Source organism: Streptomyces sp. NPDC020884 (assembly GCF_044333935.1).
In the GTDB taxonomy this organism is placed as follows: domain Bacteria; phylum Actinomycetota; class Actinomycetes; order Streptomycetales; family Streptomycetaceae; genus Streptomyces.
On the sequence record NZ_JBIRRY010000001.1, the window covers coordinates 1,367,030 to 1,383,427 of the forward strand.

The 16,398-nt window shown below is 71.3% G+C and carries 17 protein-coding genes and 1 riboswitch; of the genes, 8 read left to right on the forward strand and 9 right to left on the reverse strand.

Annotated elements, in window-relative coordinates:
* Nucleotides 1-457: 457 nt before the first annotated feature.
* The 4 genes from ACH4UK_RS06155 (at nucleotide 458) to ACH4UK_RS06170 (ending at nucleotide 3,784) form a co-directional block, all read left to right on the forward strand.
* Nucleotides 458-1,489 carry an endonuclease/exonuclease/phosphatase family protein gene (locus ACH4UK_RS06155; protein ID WP_398354778.1) on the forward strand — a complete coding sequence of 344 codons (1,032 nt, stop codon included), beginning with the start codon at nucleotides 458-460 and terminating at the stop codon, nucleotides 1,487-1,489.
* A gap of 112 nt (nucleotides 1,490-1,601) precedes the next feature.
* On the forward strand, nucleotides 1,602-2,153 hold the full coding sequence (locus ACH4UK_RS06160) for a hypothetical protein (RefSeq protein WP_398354779.1): 552 nt from the start codon (nucleotides 1,602-1,604) through the stop codon (nucleotides 2,151-2,153).
* A 229-nt stretch (nucleotides 2,154-2,382) separates the two neighbouring features.
* Nucleotides 2,383-3,207, forward strand: a complete 825-nt coding sequence (locus tag ACH4UK_RS06165) for an excalibur calcium-binding domain-containing protein (protein ID WP_398354780.1) — start codon at nucleotides 2,383-2,385, stop codon at nucleotides 3,205-3,207.
* A gap of 157 nt (nucleotides 3,208-3,364) precedes the next feature.
* On the forward strand, nucleotides 3,365-3,784 hold the full coding sequence (locus ACH4UK_RS06170; RefSeq protein ID WP_398354781.1) for an Imm10 family immunity protein: 420 nt from the start codon (nucleotides 3,365-3,367) through the stop codon (nucleotides 3,782-3,784).
* Between the two features lie 145 nt (nucleotides 3,785-3,929).
* Here ACH4UK_RS06170 and ACH4UK_RS06175 read toward each other — a convergent pair whose 3' ends face one another.
* A complete protein-coding gene (locus tag ACH4UK_RS06175; protein WP_398354782.1) occupies nucleotides 3,930-4,742 on the reverse strand; it encodes an alpha/beta fold hydrolase in 813 nt (270 codons plus the stop codon).
* Between the two features lie 144 nt (nucleotides 4,743-4,886).
* Here ACH4UK_RS06175 and ACH4UK_RS06180 point away from each other — a divergent pair, with 144 nt between their 5' ends.
* Nucleotides 4,887-5,186, forward strand: coding sequence for a hypothetical protein (locus ACH4UK_RS06180; protein WP_398354942.1), 300 nt, complete (start codon nucleotides 4,887-4,889; stop codon nucleotides 5,184-5,186).
* Nucleotides 5,187-5,374: 188 nt separating this feature from the next.
* On the opposite strand, the gene ACH4UK_RS06185 is transcribed toward ACH4UK_RS06180, so the two are convergent.
* Entirely contained in the window at nucleotides 5,375-6,871 is a 1,497-nt protein-coding gene (locus tag ACH4UK_RS06185) for a DUF445 domain-containing protein (RefSeq protein WP_398354783.1), read from the reverse strand.
* Nucleotides 6,872-7,013: 142 nt separating this feature from the next.
* Between ACH4UK_RS06185 and ACH4UK_RS06190 the strand changes: the two genes are divergently transcribed.
* A complete protein-coding gene (locus ACH4UK_RS06190) occupies nucleotides 7,014-8,261 on the forward strand; it encodes an SGNH/GDSL hydrolase family protein (RefSeq protein WP_398354784.1) in 1,248 nt (415 codons plus the stop codon).
* Nucleotides 8,262-8,353: 92 nt separating this feature from the next.
* On the opposite strand, the gene ACH4UK_RS06195 is transcribed toward ACH4UK_RS06190, so the two are convergent.
* The 4 genes from ACH4UK_RS06195 to ACH4UK_RS06210 form a co-directional block, all read right to left on the reverse strand.
* Complete coding sequence (locus tag ACH4UK_RS06195) at nucleotides 8,354-9,055, reverse strand: DUF1707 domain-containing protein (RefSeq protein ID WP_398354943.1); 702 nt, start codon at nucleotides 9,053-9,055, stop codon at nucleotides 8,354-8,356.
* Nucleotides 9,056-9,160: 105 nt separating this feature from the next.
* On the reverse strand, nucleotides 9,161-10,216 hold the full coding sequence (locus ACH4UK_RS06200; RefSeq protein WP_398354785.1) for an ATP-binding cassette domain-containing protein: 1,056 nt from the start codon (nucleotides 10,214-10,216) through the stop codon (nucleotides 9,161-9,163).
* A 30-nt stretch (nucleotides 10,217-10,246) separates the two neighbouring features.
* Nucleotides 10,247-11,122 (reverse strand): ABC transporter permease, encoded by an 876-nt coding sequence (locus ACH4UK_RS06205; protein ID WP_398354786.1) that lies wholly within the window; start codon nucleotides 11,120-11,122, stop codon nucleotides 10,247-10,249.
* Nucleotides 11,115-11,915, reverse strand: coding sequence for an ABC transporter permease (locus ACH4UK_RS06210; protein WP_398354787.1), 801 nt, complete (start codon nucleotides 11,913-11,915; stop codon nucleotides 11,115-11,117). The genes ACH4UK_RS06205 and ACH4UK_RS06210 overlap by 8 nt, the downstream gene beginning before the upstream one ends.
* Nucleotides 11,916-12,102: 187 nt before the next feature.
* On the opposite strand from ACH4UK_RS06210, the gene ACH4UK_RS06215 reads away from it, so the two are divergent.
* Nucleotides 12,103-14,529 (forward strand): transglycosylase domain-containing protein, encoded by a 2,427-nt coding sequence (locus tag ACH4UK_RS06215; protein ID WP_398354788.1) that lies wholly within the window; start codon nucleotides 12,103-12,105, stop codon nucleotides 14,527-14,529.
* A gap of 44 nt (nucleotides 14,530-14,573) precedes the next feature.
* On the opposite strand, the gene ACH4UK_RS06220 is transcribed toward ACH4UK_RS06215, so the two are convergent.
* From ACH4UK_RS06220 to ACH4UK_RS06230, 3 genes are all read right to left on the reverse strand, one after another.
* Nucleotides 14,574-14,894 (reverse strand): multidrug efflux SMR transporter, encoded by a 321-nt coding sequence (locus tag ACH4UK_RS06220; protein ID WP_018512395.1) that lies wholly within the window; start codon nucleotides 14,892-14,894, stop codon nucleotides 14,574-14,576.
* Nucleotides 14,895-14,931: 37 nt separating this feature from the next.
* Nucleotides 14,932-15,002: riboswitch (guanidine-III (ykkC-III) riboswitch) on the reverse strand.
* Between the two features lie 86 nt (nucleotides 15,003-15,088).
* Nucleotides 15,089-15,391: a co-chaperone GroES gene (locus ACH4UK_RS06225; RefSeq protein WP_042498713.1), complete on the reverse strand. Its 303-nt coding sequence runs from the start codon at nucleotides 15,389-15,391 to the stop codon at nucleotides 15,089-15,091.
* Nucleotides 15,392-15,479: 88 nt separating this feature from the next.
* Nucleotides 15,480-15,800, reverse strand: a complete 321-nt coding sequence (locus ACH4UK_RS06230; RefSeq protein ID WP_398354789.1) for a DUF3618 domain-containing protein — start codon at nucleotides 15,798-15,800, stop codon at nucleotides 15,480-15,482.
* Nucleotides 15,801-15,930: 130 nt separating this feature from the next.
* Here ACH4UK_RS06230 and bcp point away from each other — a divergent pair, with 130 nt between their 5' ends.
* The gene (gene bcp / locus ACH4UK_RS06235) at nucleotides 15,931-16,398 is read left to right on the forward strand and encodes a thioredoxin-dependent thiol peroxidase (RefSeq protein ID WP_398354790.1); all 468 of its coding nucleotides are present in this window, start codon (nucleotides 15,931-15,933) and stop codon (nucleotides 16,396-16,398) included.

Here is a 16,398-nt window from a genome sequence, read left to right on the forward strand (position 1 = left end):
GTTCCGGTACTACCACTTGTTGCCAAGGGCCAGGACCGGGCGGTTCTTGCGGGCCTCGCGGGCCGCCTTCCACTGAGCGGAGTACTGCATCTGAATCACCTCCCCTTCGCTTCTGTAACACCCCGGAACTGTAGGTCTCGCATTTCGATCCGCGCAAGTGTGATGCACGGCACGTTTCGCCTTCAAATCATTGACGGTTTAACCGCAGGCCCGCTTCGTCAGCCTTTGCGATTATTCCCGGTGGACACACAGTGACAGGAGTAAGTACGGAATCAAGAAATCCGATTCTCGCGAGAACTCTTTCCGGCCAACTATGGGCGAGTGGACTGATTCTTTGCGGTCCGGCCGTTGACCGGGGCGCCGGTATCGGGCGCCGGTGAGGCGGGGACCGGAACCCGACTCCCCTGGTCACGCGTCCTGGGGAGCGAGACCGAGCGGACGGAAAGACGTGGGAGACATGGTGGAGCAGGCAGACCCCGGCGTGGCGGCGGCGCGTCGCACGGCCCCCGGCGCGGGGGCGGGCCGGCGCGGGCTCTGGGGCGTCGGTCGGCGCGGGTCCTCGGGGGCGGGCCGGCGCGGGTATGTGGTTGCCGGGTTCGCCGTCGTCGTGGCCGGGGTGCCGGCGTTCCATCGCGCGGTGCCCAACTCGCCCGGACGGATGGGGAGTCTGCTGGAGTCCTTCCTGCCCTGGGTCGCGGTCGCCGTGGTCGTGTTGCTGGGCATCGCCCTGTGGCGGCGGTCCACCGTCGCCCTGGTGGCCCTGCTTCTGCCGGCCGGGGTCTGGGTGTATCTCTTCGGAGGGCTGCTCCTGCCCGCCTCGGACGCCGGTGAGCGGGAGCTCGTCGTCGTGCAGCACAACGTGAGCGACGAGAACACCGATCCGGCGGTGGCCGCCCGTGCGCTGGTCGAGGCCGGGCCCGACCTGATCGCACTGGAGGAGTTGGTGGTCCCGCACCTGCCGGCGTACGAGAAGGCTCTCGCGCCGGACTATCCGCATCACGTCGTCCGGGGCACCGTCGGCCTCTGGTCCAAGTACCCGCTCAGCGGTGAGCGGTTGGTGGACATCAAGCCCCCGAGCATCCCGGCGGGCTGGAGCCGTGGCGTGCGCGCCGTGGTGCACTCGCCGCACGGGGACGTCGCCGCGTACGTCGCCCATCTGCCCTCCGTCCGCGTCGGGGCGGGCGGCCTCGCCTCCGCCCTGCGCGACGAGAGCGCCGAGCTGCTGGGGCGGGCCATCGCCGCCGAGCCGGTCGATACGGTGATTCTGCTCGGGGATCTCAACGGGGCCGTGGAGGACCGGGGGCTGGCGCCTCTCACCTCACGCCTGAACGTGGCCGAGCGCGGCTTCGCCTTCAGCTTCCCCGCCGCCTTCCCGCTGGCCCGGATCGACCAGGTGATGGCCCGGTCCGCCACGGTCGGCCATATCCGCACCCTGCCCGCCACCGGCAGCGACCACCTGCCCGTCGCCGCCCGCGTCGCCCTGGAGTGACCCCCGGAGCGCGTCCGCAGCAGTAGCGATAGCCGTAGCCCGACAAGCAGCAACCAGCAGTAGGCGACAGCTCACCCGTACGAGTGCGCCGGCCTCAGTACCATCACCGTCCATGATTGCTTTGGTCGTCACCATCGCCCTGGCGTTCGTCGGGTACGTCACGGCCTACCTGAACGGGCTGCGGCTTGCCCAGCGCCACGAACGGCTCGCGCGCGTCAACCGGCAACTCAGTGACTTCTACGGGCCGTTGTTCGCCATCACCGAGGCCAACAGCCGCGCCTTCGCAGCGTTCGCCGAGCGCAACGTCCGCCCCGACGGGCGTTTCCCCTTCGACCACGAGGATCCACCCACCGAGGAGGAACTCGCCGAGTGGCGGCTGTGGATCACGACCGTCTTCCTGCCGAACATCCGGGCCATGCGCGACCTCGTGGTGACCCACGCGGACCTGCTGCGCGAATCCGAGATGCCGCCGATCCTGCTCAAGTTGTGCGCACACGTGTCCGGTTACGAGATCACGACTGCCCGGTGGGCGCAGGAGCGGTACGACCAGCACCTGTCCGTCGTGCCGTTCCCGAGTCAGGAACTCGCCGCCTACGCGCGGGAGGGGTTCACCGTGCTGAAGAAGGAACAGGCCCGGCTGCTCGGCCAGCGGCGCGCCGGCTGAGACACCCCCGGACACCACCGCACACCGCCCCCTTCCGACCGCCCCTGCACACCTCCTGCACGCTTTCATCACAATTCCGCTTCGCTTCCCTCATGCCCCTGATGAAGCTCCCGGTGCGCTGCGAGCATCGGCTGCTCCACCGCACAGAGTTCGGCCTTGGGGGCACCACATGCAGACGAGGAATCAGTCACGGCGGCCGGGTCACGGGCTCCTCCGGATACGGATACCGGTGGGAGCGGCCGCGCTCGCGCTCGCCCTGGTGGGGTGCGGAGGCGGCGACGGCGGTACGGACGACCGGGCCGGGAAGGACACCGCCGAGGTCGCCGCGTCCGTCAGTCCGTCGCCCTCCGTCGAACGGGCCCTGGCGCTCATGGACGACGCCGAGCAGAGCGCGGAGGCGGGGAAGAGCCTGGAGGTGGACGTCCTCGACAACGACTCGGTCACCCTGGAGAGCGGGGAGGCGGCGGCCCTGCTCGACGCCTACGAACCGGCGGAGCTGACCCTGAGCATCGACACCGCGCCCGGCCACGGAACCGCCACCGTGTCCGGGGCCTCGGTCACGTACACGGCCACCGACGGGTACGCCGGTGGTGACGCGTTCACGTACCGGGTTCTCCTCAAGGGCACCGAGGTCCCCGCCGCGACCGCCGTCGTCCGCATCACCGTCACCGCGCCCACTCCCGAACCGAGTCCCACCCCGACACCCACCCCGAAACCCGTGCCGAAGGCGACGACTCCGGCGCCCGTGTACTACAAGAACTGCGACGCCGTGCGCGCCGCCGGGGCCGCCCCCGTCGAGAAGGGCGATCCCGGCTACGCGCCCCATCTGGACCGCGACGGCGACGGCGTGGGATGCGAGCCCTGGAGCGGGTCCTCGTCGTCCTCCGGCGGAAACAGCGGCGGCGGCAGCAGTACGAGCGGTGGGGGCGGCGGCAGTACCTACTACGCGAACTGCACCGCCGTGCGCAACGCGGGCGCCGCGCCCATCCGGGCCGGGGAGCCCGGCTACGGGCGGCACCTGGACCGCGACGGGGACGGCGTCGCCTGCGAGTGAGCGGCCCGCTGCCGGAGCCGGTGTTGGGCGGCAGCCCAGGCCGTGTCTCCTGGATCGTCATGCTCGTCATCAGGGAGGGCGCATCGCCAACCTTGCCGAAGCCGGCGCCCCGGGCGAGCCTCCATGGCGGGGAGCTTCAAGGACGGAGAACTGACAGATGGCCGAACCGGGCGTTCCTTACTGGACTATCCGGCACCTGGAGTCCGGGGAGTCTGTTCCTGGACAGACGTTCACCGTGTTCATCGCCGAGGGCGACAGCGGGGAAGCCCGGTACTTCGATCTGCAGCGCATGATCGAGGAGCCTGGACAACAGGAGATCGATCTCGAACTGGACAGCTACTGCATCGTGTCGGAGGGGGACGGCGTTGACTATGGCGGCCTCGAAGAGGCAACCCTGCTTCCAGGCCGGCTCATCCTCCAGTTCCGGAGCGAGTCGGCGGAAGAGTTGGAACTGCCCTCCAGGGTCATAACTCTGGGGATCGCCCCAGGCATTGACATCGATGAACTCCGGACAGGTCTGAAGAGGGTCCTCACCTACGGGGCCCCCTCAAAGGTCCCTGTCATCAGCCTCACGTGACCTGAAGAGCGGCCGGGACCGTGATGAATACGCGCGGTCCGCCTGCCGCTCGACGCCTGCGTGCAGGGGACCAGTGTCGCGGCGACGACCACGGTAAGTGCGCCTGCGCCCCATCCAGACCCTTGCACGGGGCCACGGCCGGGGTTCAGGCCAAGAAGGCCGCCATCTCCGCGTACACCGCCGACGTGTTGTCCAGGTGGGCGTCGTGGCCCGCCCCCGGGATGACGCCGATCCGCGTCGCCGGGTGCCGGGCCCTCATCCGGGCCGCCTCGTCCGGCTTCATCGCACCGTTCTCTCCCCGTACCACCAGCACCGGACAACGCACCCGGTCCCAGTCGTCCCAGTAGTGACGATGCGCGTTCTCCTGGACGGTGGCCACCATCACGTCCCGGTCGACACGGGGGTGCAGACCGCCGGGGCCCGGCGCGAGACCGGCCGCCCAGGCGCGGCCCGCCGGTCCGCCGCCGAAGAACGCCTCGGCCGCCTCAGCGTCCGCGAACGGCACCGGCCAGGAGTCGAGCCAGGTCCCGATCTGCCCCGGAAGCTCCGGGCTCGGCCCCGCCGGGCCCGCCTCGATCAGGACCAGCGCACGGCACACCTCCGGTTGGGCCGCCGCCGTCAGCAGAGCGGTGAGGCCGCCCATCGACTGGCCGACCAGCACGGTGTCCTGCCCTGCCAGACCGAACCGGCGCGCGACGGCCAGAACATCGCGGACGTGCGCCGCCCGCGTCACGTCCCCCGGGCGGCGGGTGCTCGCTCCGCTACCCCGGGCATCGAAGGCGATCACGCGGTGCGTGGAACGGAACCGGGCCGCCAGCGCATCCCACTCGCCGCAGTGACCGGCCAGCCCGTGCAGCAGAAGCAGGGGCGGGCCGCTGCCACCCCGGTCGGTGCAGAAGAGGCGTACGGGCCCCTCGAAGCCGTCCTCGCTCACCACCGTGACCGTGCCTGCTCCCACCCTGAACCCCGTCCCTCGTGCCACCCGGCCACCCGGCCGCCCGGCCGCCCGTCCCACCCGACGGCCCTAGCGCCCCGAACGTTAGCCTCGGGTGGAAGCGGACCACAGGTGGACCAACGGCTCGAGGAAGCGATGGTGGCGGCGATGGCGAAGGTCTGGGCGACGGCAGTGGCGGCGGGTGGGCTCGTCGGGGGTTACGGCGTGGCGCGGTGGACCGAGAAGCGGCCGCTCGGCGGTGTCGCGCTCGCCGCCGCCGGGTCCGTCGCCGCGTACGGGTGGAACCGTCAGGCCGGGCCGCGCGCCGCCGCCGGGCTGACCGTCGCCTATGTCGCCGCCTTCGCCGGATCACACCCGCTCGCCAAGAAGGTCGGCGCCTGGCCCGCCGTGTTCGCCGTCGCGGGTGGCGTAGCCGCCGCGTCCTGGGCCGTCACCCGCCGCGCGTAGGGCTCCTCGCCCGAAGCACCGAGCCGGCCGGGCGGCCGGGCGGCCGGCCGGCCGGAAAGAATTCCGCCCCCCGTTGAACTCCGGCCGCCCCGGGCCCGTACTACTGGGCAACTCCCCGCGTAGGCCGGGTGCGTACCCGTACGACAGGACGGGCACGCACCCGGAGCGGAGCCCGGGGGCCCCGCCGGTCAGCCCGTCAGCGCGTGCGACACCGTGTAGATCGCCAGGCCCGCCAGCGCCCCGACCACCGTGCCGTTGATCCGGATGAACTGGAGGTCGCGGCCGATGTGCGCCTCGATCTTCTTCGAGGTCTGGTCCGCGTCCCAGCTCGCGACCGTCTCGCTGATCAGCGAGGTGATCTCCGCGCGGTACGTCGTCACCACATACACCGCCGCGTCCTCCAGCCAGCCGTCCAGCTTGCCCTGGAGCCGTGCGTCACTCGCCAGCTTCGCGCCCAGCGACATCAGCGACGCGCGGGCCCGCAGCCGCAGTTCGCTCCGCTCGTCCTCCGCCGCCGAGAGGATCATCGTGCGCACGGAGGTCCAGGCCGAGGCGATGACGTCCTGGACCTCACCGCGGCCCAGGATCTCCGACTTCAGCCGCTCGACGCGGGCCCGGGTGTCGGCGTCGCTCTGGAGGTCGGCCGCGAAGTCGTTCAGGAAGGTGTCGATGGAGCCGCGCGCCGGGTGCTCCGGCATGTCCCGCATCTCCGTGACGAACCGCAGCAGCTCCTTGTAGACCCGCTCCCCCACCCGCTTGTCCACGAACCGCGGGGTCCAGCCGGGGGCCCCGCCCTGCACCGCGTCCATCACCGAGTCGCCGTGCTCCACCAGCCAGTCGTGCGCCCGTACGCAGACGAGGTCGACGACCTTGCGGTGACCGCCGTCGGTGACGACCTTCTCCAGCATCTTGCCGAGACTCGGGCCGACCTCCGCCGCATTCGCCCGCCGGGTGATCGCCTCGCCGACCACCGCCTGCACATCGGAATCCCGAAGGACCGTCAGCGCGCCCCGCAGCGCCGTCGCCAGCTCGGCGGTGACCCGGTCCGCGTGGGCCGGCTCCGCGAGCCACACACCGAGCCGGCGACCGACCCCCAGAGCGTGAATTCGGTCACGAATGACGTCTCCGGAGAGAAAGTTCTCGCCAACGAAGGAACCGAGGGACTGTCCCAGCTGATCCTTCTTGTTGGGGATAATGGCCGTGTGCGGAATGGGCAGGCCGAGCGGGCGGCGGAAGAGCGCCGTCACGGCGAACCAGTCCGCGAGAGCGCCCACCATGCCCGCCTCGGCAGCCGCCGCAACGTAGCCCGGCCAGCCCCCCACGCCTGAGTTCTTCGCCCAGGTGGCCAGGACGTAGACCAGCGCGACGAGCAGAAGGAGGCCGGTGGCAGTGAGTTTCATGCGCCGTACGCCGCGCTGCTTCTCCTCGTCCGCCGCGGTGTACGCGAACGAGGCCAACGGGCCCCTGGCGCGCGGCGGCCCGGATCCCTCGGGATTCCGCCCGGGGCCCTGCCCCTGCCCCGCCCCCTGTGCCTGCTCCGCCTCGGGGCCGGGCTCCAGCTCCGCCGCCCGCCCCGAGGACCCCGCGCTCTCCAGCGGCGCGGACCGCTCCGGTCGATCCGATCGCTCCGACTTCTGCACCGCGTCCCCGTCCTGCTCCTGCTCGCCGGATCCGGTCCGTTCCATCCGCTCCACCCGTCCGCCTACGCCTCGCCCCCGTGACGTAGGCATTGTCCCTACCTCCCCTACTCCCGGGCCGCACGTCGAGTTCCCGACGGCCTGTCGCATCATGGGACCAGCACGATCATCACAAGGAGAATCACCGCACATGCCCAGGCGCCAGGGGTATGCCCTGCTCATCGCCCTAGTGGCGGGCACCGCCGCACTCGCCGCCGCCGTCGCCTTCGGTACGACGCTGATCTCCGGCCCCCGGTCGACGCCGCCCGCGCCCGCCGAGACCCAGGCGGCGGCCCGTAACCCGGTCGCCCCCGCCACCTCGGGCGGCACCTGGGTCGCCACCTGGACCGCCGCGCCCGTCCGCGCCGAACCGGGCACCGAGGACGGACTCCCCGGGCGCACCATCCGTAACGTCGTGCACACCAGCATCGGCGGGAACGCCGCCCGCATCACCCTGTCGAACCTCTTCGGCACCGCCCCCCTGGTCATCGACCAGGCCACCGTCAACACCCGGCCGGTGACCTTCAAGGGCGCCGCCACCGTCACCGTCGCCGCCGGCGGACGGGTCGTCAGCGACCCGGTCGTGGTGCCCGTGGCCCCCGACTCCGACCTCGAGGTCAGCTTCCGCACCCCGCAGGCGGGCGGGCCGGTCACCTACCACCCCTACACCCACCAGACGTCGTTCCTGATCGACGACCGCGGCACCTGGAGCACCACCCACTGGCGCTATCTGACCGCCGTGGACGTCCGCAGCGAGAGGGCGCTCGGCGCGGTCGTCGCCCTCGGGGACTCCCTGACCGCCGGCAGCGGCTCCACCACCGACGCCAACGCCCGCTGGACCGACGTCCTCGCCGACCGGCTGGGCGGGCGGTACGGAGTCGCCAACGCCGGTATCGCGGGCAACCGGATCGTGGGCATCGGCCGCGGCGCCGGGGGCCAGGCGGGCGCCGACCGGCTCGACCGCGACGCCCTGTCGGTCGCCGGGGCCCGGACCCTCGTCGTGGCGCTCGGCATCAACGACGTACAGCAGTCCCCCCAGGAGACCGACCCCCAGCGCATCGTGGACAGCCTGCGCGCCCTCACCGACCGGGCGCACGCCCGCGGACTCACGGTCGTCGGCGCGACCCTGACGCCGTTCGGCGGCTTCGCCACCTGGACGCCCGAGCGCGACGCCGCACGCCAGGTGGTCAACCAGCAGATCCGGGCGGGCACGGTCTTCGACGCGTACGTGGATTTCGACGCGGCGGTACGCGACCCCGCCGCGCCGAACCGGATCCTCGCCTCGTACGACTCCGGCGACCACCTGCACCTCAACGACGACGGATACCGCGCGCTGGGCGACCGGGTGGACCTGAAGTCCCTGGACCGGGCCCGCGCACCCCGGTCCGACGCGCTGTGAGGCGCTGAGGAGGCGCTGAGCAGGCTCTACGGCCGTTGAGGGGGGCTCTGCGGGCCGCTGTGAGGGGGCTCTGAGAGGCGATTCCCCGTTTCTCAGAGTTCCTTGCGGGTGCCGCCGTCCGGGCCCTCCAGCTCGCGCCGGCGGCGCGCCTCCACCTCCGCCTGTTCCGCTTCCTTCAGCCGGCGGCGCTCCGCCTTGGTCCGCTTGCGCTCCACCCCGACGCCGCCCATCAGGGCGAAGCCGGTGACCCGCACGTGCGGGGCGTCCGGGGCGGGCTCGCCCTCCTCGTTGGAGCCCTCGCCGAAGCCGCCCATGATGCCGATGCCCCTGACCTCGAGGTTCAGCTCCGGCGGCGCGGTCACATGCAGACCGCCCATGATCGTGAAGCAGCGGATGACGATCTCGCGGTCCTCGAAGTTCGCCTCGCGCAGATCGATCTCGCCGCCGCCCCACATCGCGAACGCGGTGAACTTCCGGGCCACCGTCCAGCGGCCCTTCCGGTTGAATCCGCCCCAGAAGGCGAACGCCCCCTTCGAGGTGGCGTTGCCGCCGATCCGCGCGGGCCAGTTCGCCGCGGAACCCCGCAGCGGGACGGGGGCGGAGGAACCCACCGGGGCCACTGCCGAACCGGGTGCCGGAAGGTCCTGGACCAACGGTTCCAACTCGCCGTGCGTGCGGGCCTTGTAGGCCGTTTCGAGGCGCTGGTCGAACTCGTCCATCTCCAGGCGGCCCTCGGCCACGGCCTCGCGCAGCAGTTCCGCGATCCGCTCACGCTCGGCATCGGAGGCGCGCATTTCCGGACGTTCACTTGTCATACCGCGCAGCCTATTGAACGCACCCGTTCCCGGCACAGACATGCAGGCCCACGACCTGCGCGCGCCGCCCCGGGAAAGCCCCCGTCACCGCCCGGACTCGTACATCCTGGCGATCACGGCCTCGATGTCCGGCTCCCGCACCGACAGGTCGACCAGCGGGTACTCCGCGGCGATCCGCGCCACCAGCGGGGCCGCCGACGCGGCGGCGGGGAACGCCAGCCACTGGCGCGGGCCCTCCACCTTGACCGCCCGCAGGGTCGGCTCCCCGCCCGCGCCCTGCGGCTTCAGGACGATCGGAGGGAGCTCGCTCTCCAGGTCCACCACGAGCATGCGTTCGCTCTCCCCCACCTCGTGGAGGCCGGCCAGCGAACCGTCGTACATCAGACGGCCGTGGTCGATCACCATCACCCGGCTGCACAGCTGCTCGATGTCGGTGAGGTCGTGCGTCGTCAGGAGGACCGTCGTCCCGCGCTCGGCGTTCAGGTCCTTCAGGAACTGCCGCACCCTGGCCTTGGAGATCACGTCGAGACCGATCGTCGGCTCGTCCAGGTAGAGCACCTCCGGATCGTGCAGCAGCGCCGCCGCGATGTCGCCGCGCATCCGCTGCCCCAGCGAGAGCTGCCGTACGGGGACGTCCAACAGCTCGCCCAGATCGAGGAGTTCGACACAGCGGTCGAGGTTCTCCCGATAACGCCGGTCGGGGATGCGGTACATGCGGTGCATCAGCCGGTACGAGTCGCGCAGCGGCAGGTCCCACCAGAGGGTCGTCCGCTGGCCGAACACCACGCCGATGCGGTGTGCCAGGCGCATGCGTTCGCGGGAGGGGTCGATGCCCGCGACGCGCAGCCGGCCGCCGCTCGGGGTGAGGATGCCCGTCAGCATCTTGATCGTGGTCGACTTGCCGGCCCCGTTCGGGCCGATGTAGCCGACCATCTCGCCGCGGGCCACCCGGAAGCTGATCCCGTCCACCGCCCGCACCTCGCGGCGTTCGCGGCGCAGCAGTCCGGTGCGGCGGCGGACCTGGAAGACCTTCTCGACGCCGTCGAGGCTGATGAAGCCGCCGTCACCCGCGGCGGCACCCGGAACCTCCGCACCCGTGCCCACAGCCGTACCCGTGCTCGTACCCGTACCGTCGCCCATGTCCGTGCCCTCCTCCGTGATCGATCCCGCTCAACTGCCCGTGCTCCGGTACGCCCGCAGCCCCGCCCGCCACGCGAGGCCCGCCAGCGCCCAGCAGCCCACCGCCACCACCGGCGGCAGGAAGGCCACCCACTGCGGCAGATCGACCGGGTACTCCCGGTCGAGCACGTACAGCGCGGGCAGCCAGCTGACGAAGGCCAGCGGCACCACGAACGTCACCCCGCGCACCAGGTCCTTCGCGAAGATCGTCGGCGGGTACTGGAGCAGCGTCGTCCCGCCGTACGTGAAGGAGCTCTGCACCTCCGAGGCGTCCTGGGCGACGAACTGGAACGCCGCCCCGCCCACGAAGACCGCCCCGAAGATCGCCGCACCGCTCACCACCATCAGAGGCAGCATCAGCACCTTCAGCGGCGTCCACGCGATGTCCAGGGTGATGAGCGCGTACCCGAGGACCAGCAGCCCCTGGGTGATCCGCCCGAGCCGGCGCAGCGCGAACCGGTCCGCCGCCACCTGCGCCAGCACCGGCACCGGCCGCACCAGCAGCGTGTCCAGGGTCCCGTCCCGCACCCGCCGCCCCAGCCGGTCCATCGACCCGAGCAGCAGATCGCTGAGCCCGAACGCGGTCGCCGAGACCCCGTACAGCAGGGCGACCTCCGGGAGCGTGTAGCCGCCCAGCGCGTCGACGTGCGTGAACATCAGCATGATCGTGACGAAGTCGAAGGTCGTCACGGCGAGGTTCCCGAACGTCGTCATGACGAACGAGGCCCGGTACGCCATCGTCGAGCGCACCCACATCGCGACGATCAGCCCGTACGCGCGCACGCCCTCCAGCAGCCGGGGCCGCTCCTCGTAAGCGAAGCCTCCCGGTTCCCGCTCCGCCTCCCGCACCAGCACCGGGTCAGCCACCCTGCACCACCACCCTCCTCGTCGCCACGCCCTGGAGCAGCCGCCCCGCCAGCAGCAGGGCCACCGCCCAGCCGCCCTGGAACGCGTACGCCTCCACCAGCCCCCACCCCGTGTGCTTGCCGAGGAACACATCGGCCGGGATCTGGAGCAGCGAGGACCAGGGGAGCATCCGGGCCACCTCGCCCAGCAGCCCCGGGAAGAGGTTCAGCGGCAGCAGCATCCCGGAGAAGAACAGCCCCATCAGCCAGGCGATCTGCATCGCGCCCGCCCCGTCGAGCAGCCAGAACGCCGACAGCGCGACCAGGAAGCGCACGGCGAAACTGACGATCACACCGAGGGTCACCGAGACCAGGAACGCCACCCATGTCCACGCGGAGCCGGGGAGCGCCAGGTCGAAGGCGAGCGCCCCCAGGAACATCGGTGCGACACCGCGCCCCAGCAGATGGAACGCCGCCCGGCCCAGGTCCCCCGCCAGCCACCACAGCTGGAGGTCGGCGGGGCGGTAGAGGTCGACGGCGATGTCCCCCGTACGGATCCGCTCCATCAGCTCGTCCTCGAAGCCGCCGCCCATCATGGCGCAGGCCATCAACAGGGCCTGGCCGAGCCAGACGTAGGTCAGCGCCTGGGCGGTGTCGTAGCCGCCGAGCTGCGGACGTTCGTCCCACAGGGCGATGTAGGTGTACGCGAGGATGAAGCCGAAGACCGTGTTGGTGAACACGCCCGCGGCCGTGGCCGTCCGATACGTGGCGTAGCGCCGGAACGCACCCCCCGCCACCACCGCATAGAGCCGCACGCCGTCCCTCTCCCCCGCCGCCCACCGGCTCTCGACACCAAAGCGCACGACAGTAGTGCACGCGCGACAGCCGCCGCGACCGTATTTCGGGACGACCGGAGGAGGGAACGACTCGGGGAGAACCGCAGGTTTTCCGGCGAAACGGGCACTATGGGAGAACTGACCACGCCCGAGGAGCCCCACGGACATGAGCGACGAGTCACAGCACTGGGCCCCCCGCGATCCCTCGGACGCGGTGGCCGCACCCGGGAGCGACCGGGGAAAGCCCCCCGGGACGGACGGCAGGACCGGGAAGAACGGGAAGAAGCGGCGCACCGAGCGACCCCCGCGCACCGGCTGGCGGCGTGCCGTCCCCACCTGGCGGATGGTCCTCGGCACCGTGCTGGGCCTCGCCCTCCTCCTCATCGGCGGGTTCGTCGCCGGATACCACTTCGTCGACATCCCGGCCGCCAACGCCGCGGCCACCGCCCAGTCCAACGTCTACCTCTACAACGACGGCAGCGTCATCGCCCGTGACGGCGAGGTGAACCGGGAGAAGGTCAAGCTCTCCCAGGTCCCCGCCACCGTCCAGCACGCGGTACTGGCCGCCGAGGACCGGGACTTCTACTCCGACCGCGCCGTGGACGTGAAGGCGATGGTCCGGGCCGGCTGGAACACCGTGACCGGCAAGGGCAAGCAGGGCGGCTCGACGATCACCCAGCAGTACGTGAAGAACTACTACCTCGGCCAGGAGCGGACCGTCCTGCGCAAGGCCAAGGAGTTCTTCATCGCGGTCAAGCTCAACCGCGAGGAGACCAAGGACCAGATCTTCGCGGGCTACCTCAACACCAGCTACTTCGGACGCAACGCGTACGGCATCCAGGCCGCCGCCCAGGCGTACTACAGCAAGAACGTCGAGGACCTCAGCACCGCCGAGGGCGCCTACCTCGCCTCCCTCCTCAACGCCCCCAGCGCCTACGACGTCGTCGCCCACCCCGACAACGCACCCGCGGCCCAGCACCGCTGGAACTACGTCCTGGACGGCATGGTCAAGGAGGACTGGCTCGACGCGGGCGAACGGGCCCGGACCCGGTTCCCCACGCCCGGCGAGGCCAGACCGTCGACCGGGCTCTCGGGGCAGCGCGGCTACATCGTGCAGGCGGTCGAGGACTATCTGAACCGGCGCGGCATCCTCGACGAGAAGACCCTCGCCACCGGCGGCTACCGCATCACCACCACCCTCGACAAGGCCAAGCAGGACGCCTTCGTCAAGGCCGTCGACACCCATGTGATGTCCAAGACCAGCGCCGAGCGCAAGGCCGACCGCAACGTCCGCGTCGGCGGCGCCTCGATCGTCCCCGACACCGGCGCGGTCGTCGCCCTGTACGGCGGCATCGACTACACCAAGCAGTACGTCAGCAACGCGACCCGCCGCGACTACCAGGTCGGCTCCGTCTTCAAGCCGTTCGTCCTCACCTCCGCCCTCGTCAACGACTCCACCACCCAGGACGGCCGGCCCATCACGCCCAACACCGTCTACGACGGCACCAACAAGCGCACGGTCGTCGGCACACAGGGCTCCACCGACTACGCGCCCGCCAACGAGGACGACGTCGACTACGGCTCCATCACCGTGCGCACCGCCACCGACCGGTCCGTCAACTCCGTCTACGCGCAGATGGCCCAGGACGTCGGCCCCGGAAAGGTCCGGGACACCGCGGTCGCCCTCGGCATCCCCACCGACACCCCCGACCTCACCGCCTCCCCCTCCATCGCTCTCGGCCCCGCCAACGCCAGCGTCCTGGACATGACCGAGGCGTACGCCACCCTCGCCGACCACGGCCGGCACGGCCGTCACGTCCTCGTCGACAAGGTCACCAAGGACGGCACGGAGGTCAAGCTGCCCGCGCGCACGACCGACCGGGCCGTCAGCCGCGAGGCCGCCGACACCACCACCGCCGTGCTGCGCAGCGTCGTGGAGGGCGGTACCGGCACGGCGGCCCAGGCGGTGGGCCGCCCGGCCGTGGGCAAGACCGGCACCGCGGAGGAGGACCGGGCCGCCTGGTTCGCCGGGTACACCCCGGACCTCGCGACCGTCGTCGCCGTGATGGGCCAGAACCCGGACACCGGCGCCCAGACCCCGCTGTACGGAGCCCTCGGCCTGCCCCGCGTCAACGGCGGCGGCGCCCCGGCCGAGACCTGGGCCGCCTATACGGAAGCGGCGCTGCGCTCCTCCCCGGCCGTGGAGTTCGACCTGGAGACGGTTCCGGGCTCCGACGAGGAGGACGAGCCCCAGCTCGACGAGGACCCCGAGGAGGACCCCGACGGAGACACGGACCCGTCCTCCTCGTCGGAACCCGCCACCACCCCCTCCGGCACCACGCCGAGCAACCCGTCCGGCAACACCCCGCCGACGCCCGGCACGGACACCGGCGGAACGGGCGGGGACGACGGCGCCACCGGAGGCAGCGCCTCCGGCGGCACGACCGCCGGCAGCGGCGGCCCGGGAGAGACGGGGAACACCGGAGGCGGCGGTACCGGCGGGGACGGGAACAACGGGGGCGGCAACGGGGGCAACGGCGGCTTCATCGAGGGCGCTCGCGGTCCGGTCTTCCCGGACGGCCGGCCCGTGTGACCGGCGAGCCGGCCGAGGCCGGCTCGCCGGGGGTCCGTCCTCCGTCAGTGCCCGGAGGTCGCCTTCAGGCCGACCACGGCCACCAGCAGCAGACAGACGAAGAAGATCCGGGCGGCGGTCACCGGCTCGTTCAGCACGACCATGCCCAGGATCGCCGCACCGGCCGCGCCGATACCGACCCACACGCCGTACGCCGTACCGATCGGCAGCGTCTTCGCCGCATGCGACAGCAGCACCATGCTCGCCACGATCCCGAGGCCCGTGAACACGCTCGGCCACAGCCGGGTGAACCCCTCGGTGTACTTCATCCCGATCGACCAGCCCACTTCGAGCAGACCGGCAACGATCAACAGAACCCACGCCATGACTGGCACCTCCGACGACGACCACGCGAACAGAACGGGTGCGTCGTCTTTGCCAACCCGGTACGGCGCGTCTCGTCGGGGTGGTTCCACCGTAGCAAAAAACGGGGAAAGGGCCTGGTGACACCGGTCACCAGACCCTCGGGGCCCCCAGGGCCCTGCGTCCGGGCCCTGCCTCCGGGCCCTGCGTCGGGGCCCTACAGATACAGCCCGGTCGAGTCGACCGAACCCTCGAACCGGTCGGCGGCCACCGCATGCAGATCGCGCTCCCGCATCAGGACGTACGCCACGCCCCGCACCTCGACCTCGGCACGGTCCTCGGGGTCGTACAGCACCCGGTCACCGGGCTCCACCGTCCGCACGTTCTGCCCGACCGCGACGACGACGGCCCAGGCGAGACGCCGCCCCACCGCGGCCGTCGCCGGGATCAGGATGCCGCCGCCGGAGCGCCGCTCGCCCTCGGACGCGTCGTTCCGCACCAGCACCCGGTCGTGCAGCATCCGGATGGGCAGCTTGTCGTCCTGGGGGTTCTCGCTCACGCCCGCAACCTACCCGCCGCGCCCCGGGCCGTACGCCGCCGGGTTCGGATCACGCGCGGCGGCGGCGCTTGGACACCGTGAGCAGCCCCACCACACCGACCACCAGCAGCGCCGCGGGAATCACCCGCTCCAGCCGCGGCGAGCCGTCCTCCGCGACGAACTGCGCCTTCACATCCGACACCGATCGGTTCACCGCGACGAAGGCACGGCCGGCCGTCCGGTCCACGGACTGGGCCACCTTCGCCTTGGTGTCTCCGATGATCGTCTTCGGGTGTACCCGCACCCCGATCTCGTCGAGCACCACAGCGAGCTGCTCGCGCCTGCTGATGATGTCCGCCTCGATCTGCGCAGGGGTCCTGGCATCCGACACTGCGCCGCCTCCGTGGTCGTCGTCCGGTAAACCTTCATCGACAGTCTGTCAGCTCGAACCTCCGCACACCCGGCGGCACCCCTATTACCCTCGGTCCCGTCCGACCCGTGCACCACCCGAGGAGAACCACATGAGCGAGCGACTGAAGCCCGGCGACACCGCTCCCGCCTTCACCCTTCCCGACGCCGACGGCAACGAGGTGTCGCTCGCGGACCACAAGGGCCGCAAGGTCATCGTGTACTTCTACCCGGCCGCTCTTACCCCCGGATGCACCAAGCAGGCCTGCGACTTCACGGACAACCTCGACCTCCTCGCGGGCGCCGGGTACGACGTCATCGGCGTCTCCCCCGACAAGCCGGAGAAGCTCGCGAAGTTCCGCGACACGGAGAACCTCAAGGTCACCCTGGTGGGCGACCCGGCCAAGGAAACTTTGGAGGCGTACGGCGCCTTCGGCGAGAAGAAGCTCTACGGCAAAGTGGTGACGGGCGTGATCCGTTCGACCCTCGTCGTCGACGAGGACGGCAAGATCGAGCACGCGTTCTACAACGTGAAGGCGACCGGCCACGTGGCGAAGATCATCAGGGATCTGGGCATCTGA

Coding starts and splice junctions, on each gene's coding strand:
- ACH4UK_RS06215 (WP_398354788.1), top strand. CDS start 12,103: ATGAGCGACGAGTCACAGCACTGGGCCCCCCGCGATCCCTCGGACGCG.
- bcp (WP_398354790.1), top strand. CDS start 15,931: ATGAGCGAGCGACTGAAGCCCGGCGACACCGCTCCCGCCTTCACCCTT.
- ACH4UK_RS06185 (WP_398354783.1), bottom strand. CDS start 6,871: ATGGAACGGACCGGATCCGGCGAGCAGGAGCAGGACGGGGACGCGGTG.
- ACH4UK_RS06170 (WP_398354781.1), top strand. CDS start 3,365: ATGGCCGAACCGGGCGTTCCTTACTGGACTATCCGGCACCTGGAGTCC.
- ACH4UK_RS06220 (WP_018512395.1), bottom strand. CDS start 14,894: ATGGCGTGGGTTCTGTTGATCGTTGCCGGTCTGCTCGAAGTGGGCTGG.
- ACH4UK_RS06155 (WP_398354778.1), top strand. CDS start 458: ATGGTGGAGCAGGCAGACCCCGGCGTGGCGGCGGCGCGTCGCACGGCC.
- ACH4UK_RS06160 (WP_398354779.1), top strand. CDS start 1,602: ATGATTGCTTTGGTCGTCACCATCGCCCTGGCGTTCGTCGGGTACGTC.
- ACH4UK_RS06200 (WP_398354785.1), bottom strand. CDS start 10,216: ATGGGCGACGGTACGGGTACGAGCACGGGTACGGCTGTGGGCACGGGT.
- ACH4UK_RS06195 (WP_398354943.1), bottom strand. CDS start 9,055: ATGCGCGCCTCCGATGCCGAGCGTGAGCGGATCGCGGAACTGCTGCGC.
- ACH4UK_RS06190 (WP_398354784.1), top strand. CDS start 7,014: ATGCCCAGGCGCCAGGGGTATGCCCTGCTCATCGCCCTAGTGGCGGGC.
- ACH4UK_RS06225 (WP_042498713.1), bottom strand. CDS start 15,391: ATGCTGCACGACCGGGTGCTGGTGCGGAACGACGCGTCCGAGGGCGAG.
- ACH4UK_RS06180 (WP_398354942.1), top strand. CDS start 4,887: ATGGCGAAGGTCTGGGCGACGGCAGTGGCGGCGGGTGGGCTCGTCGGG.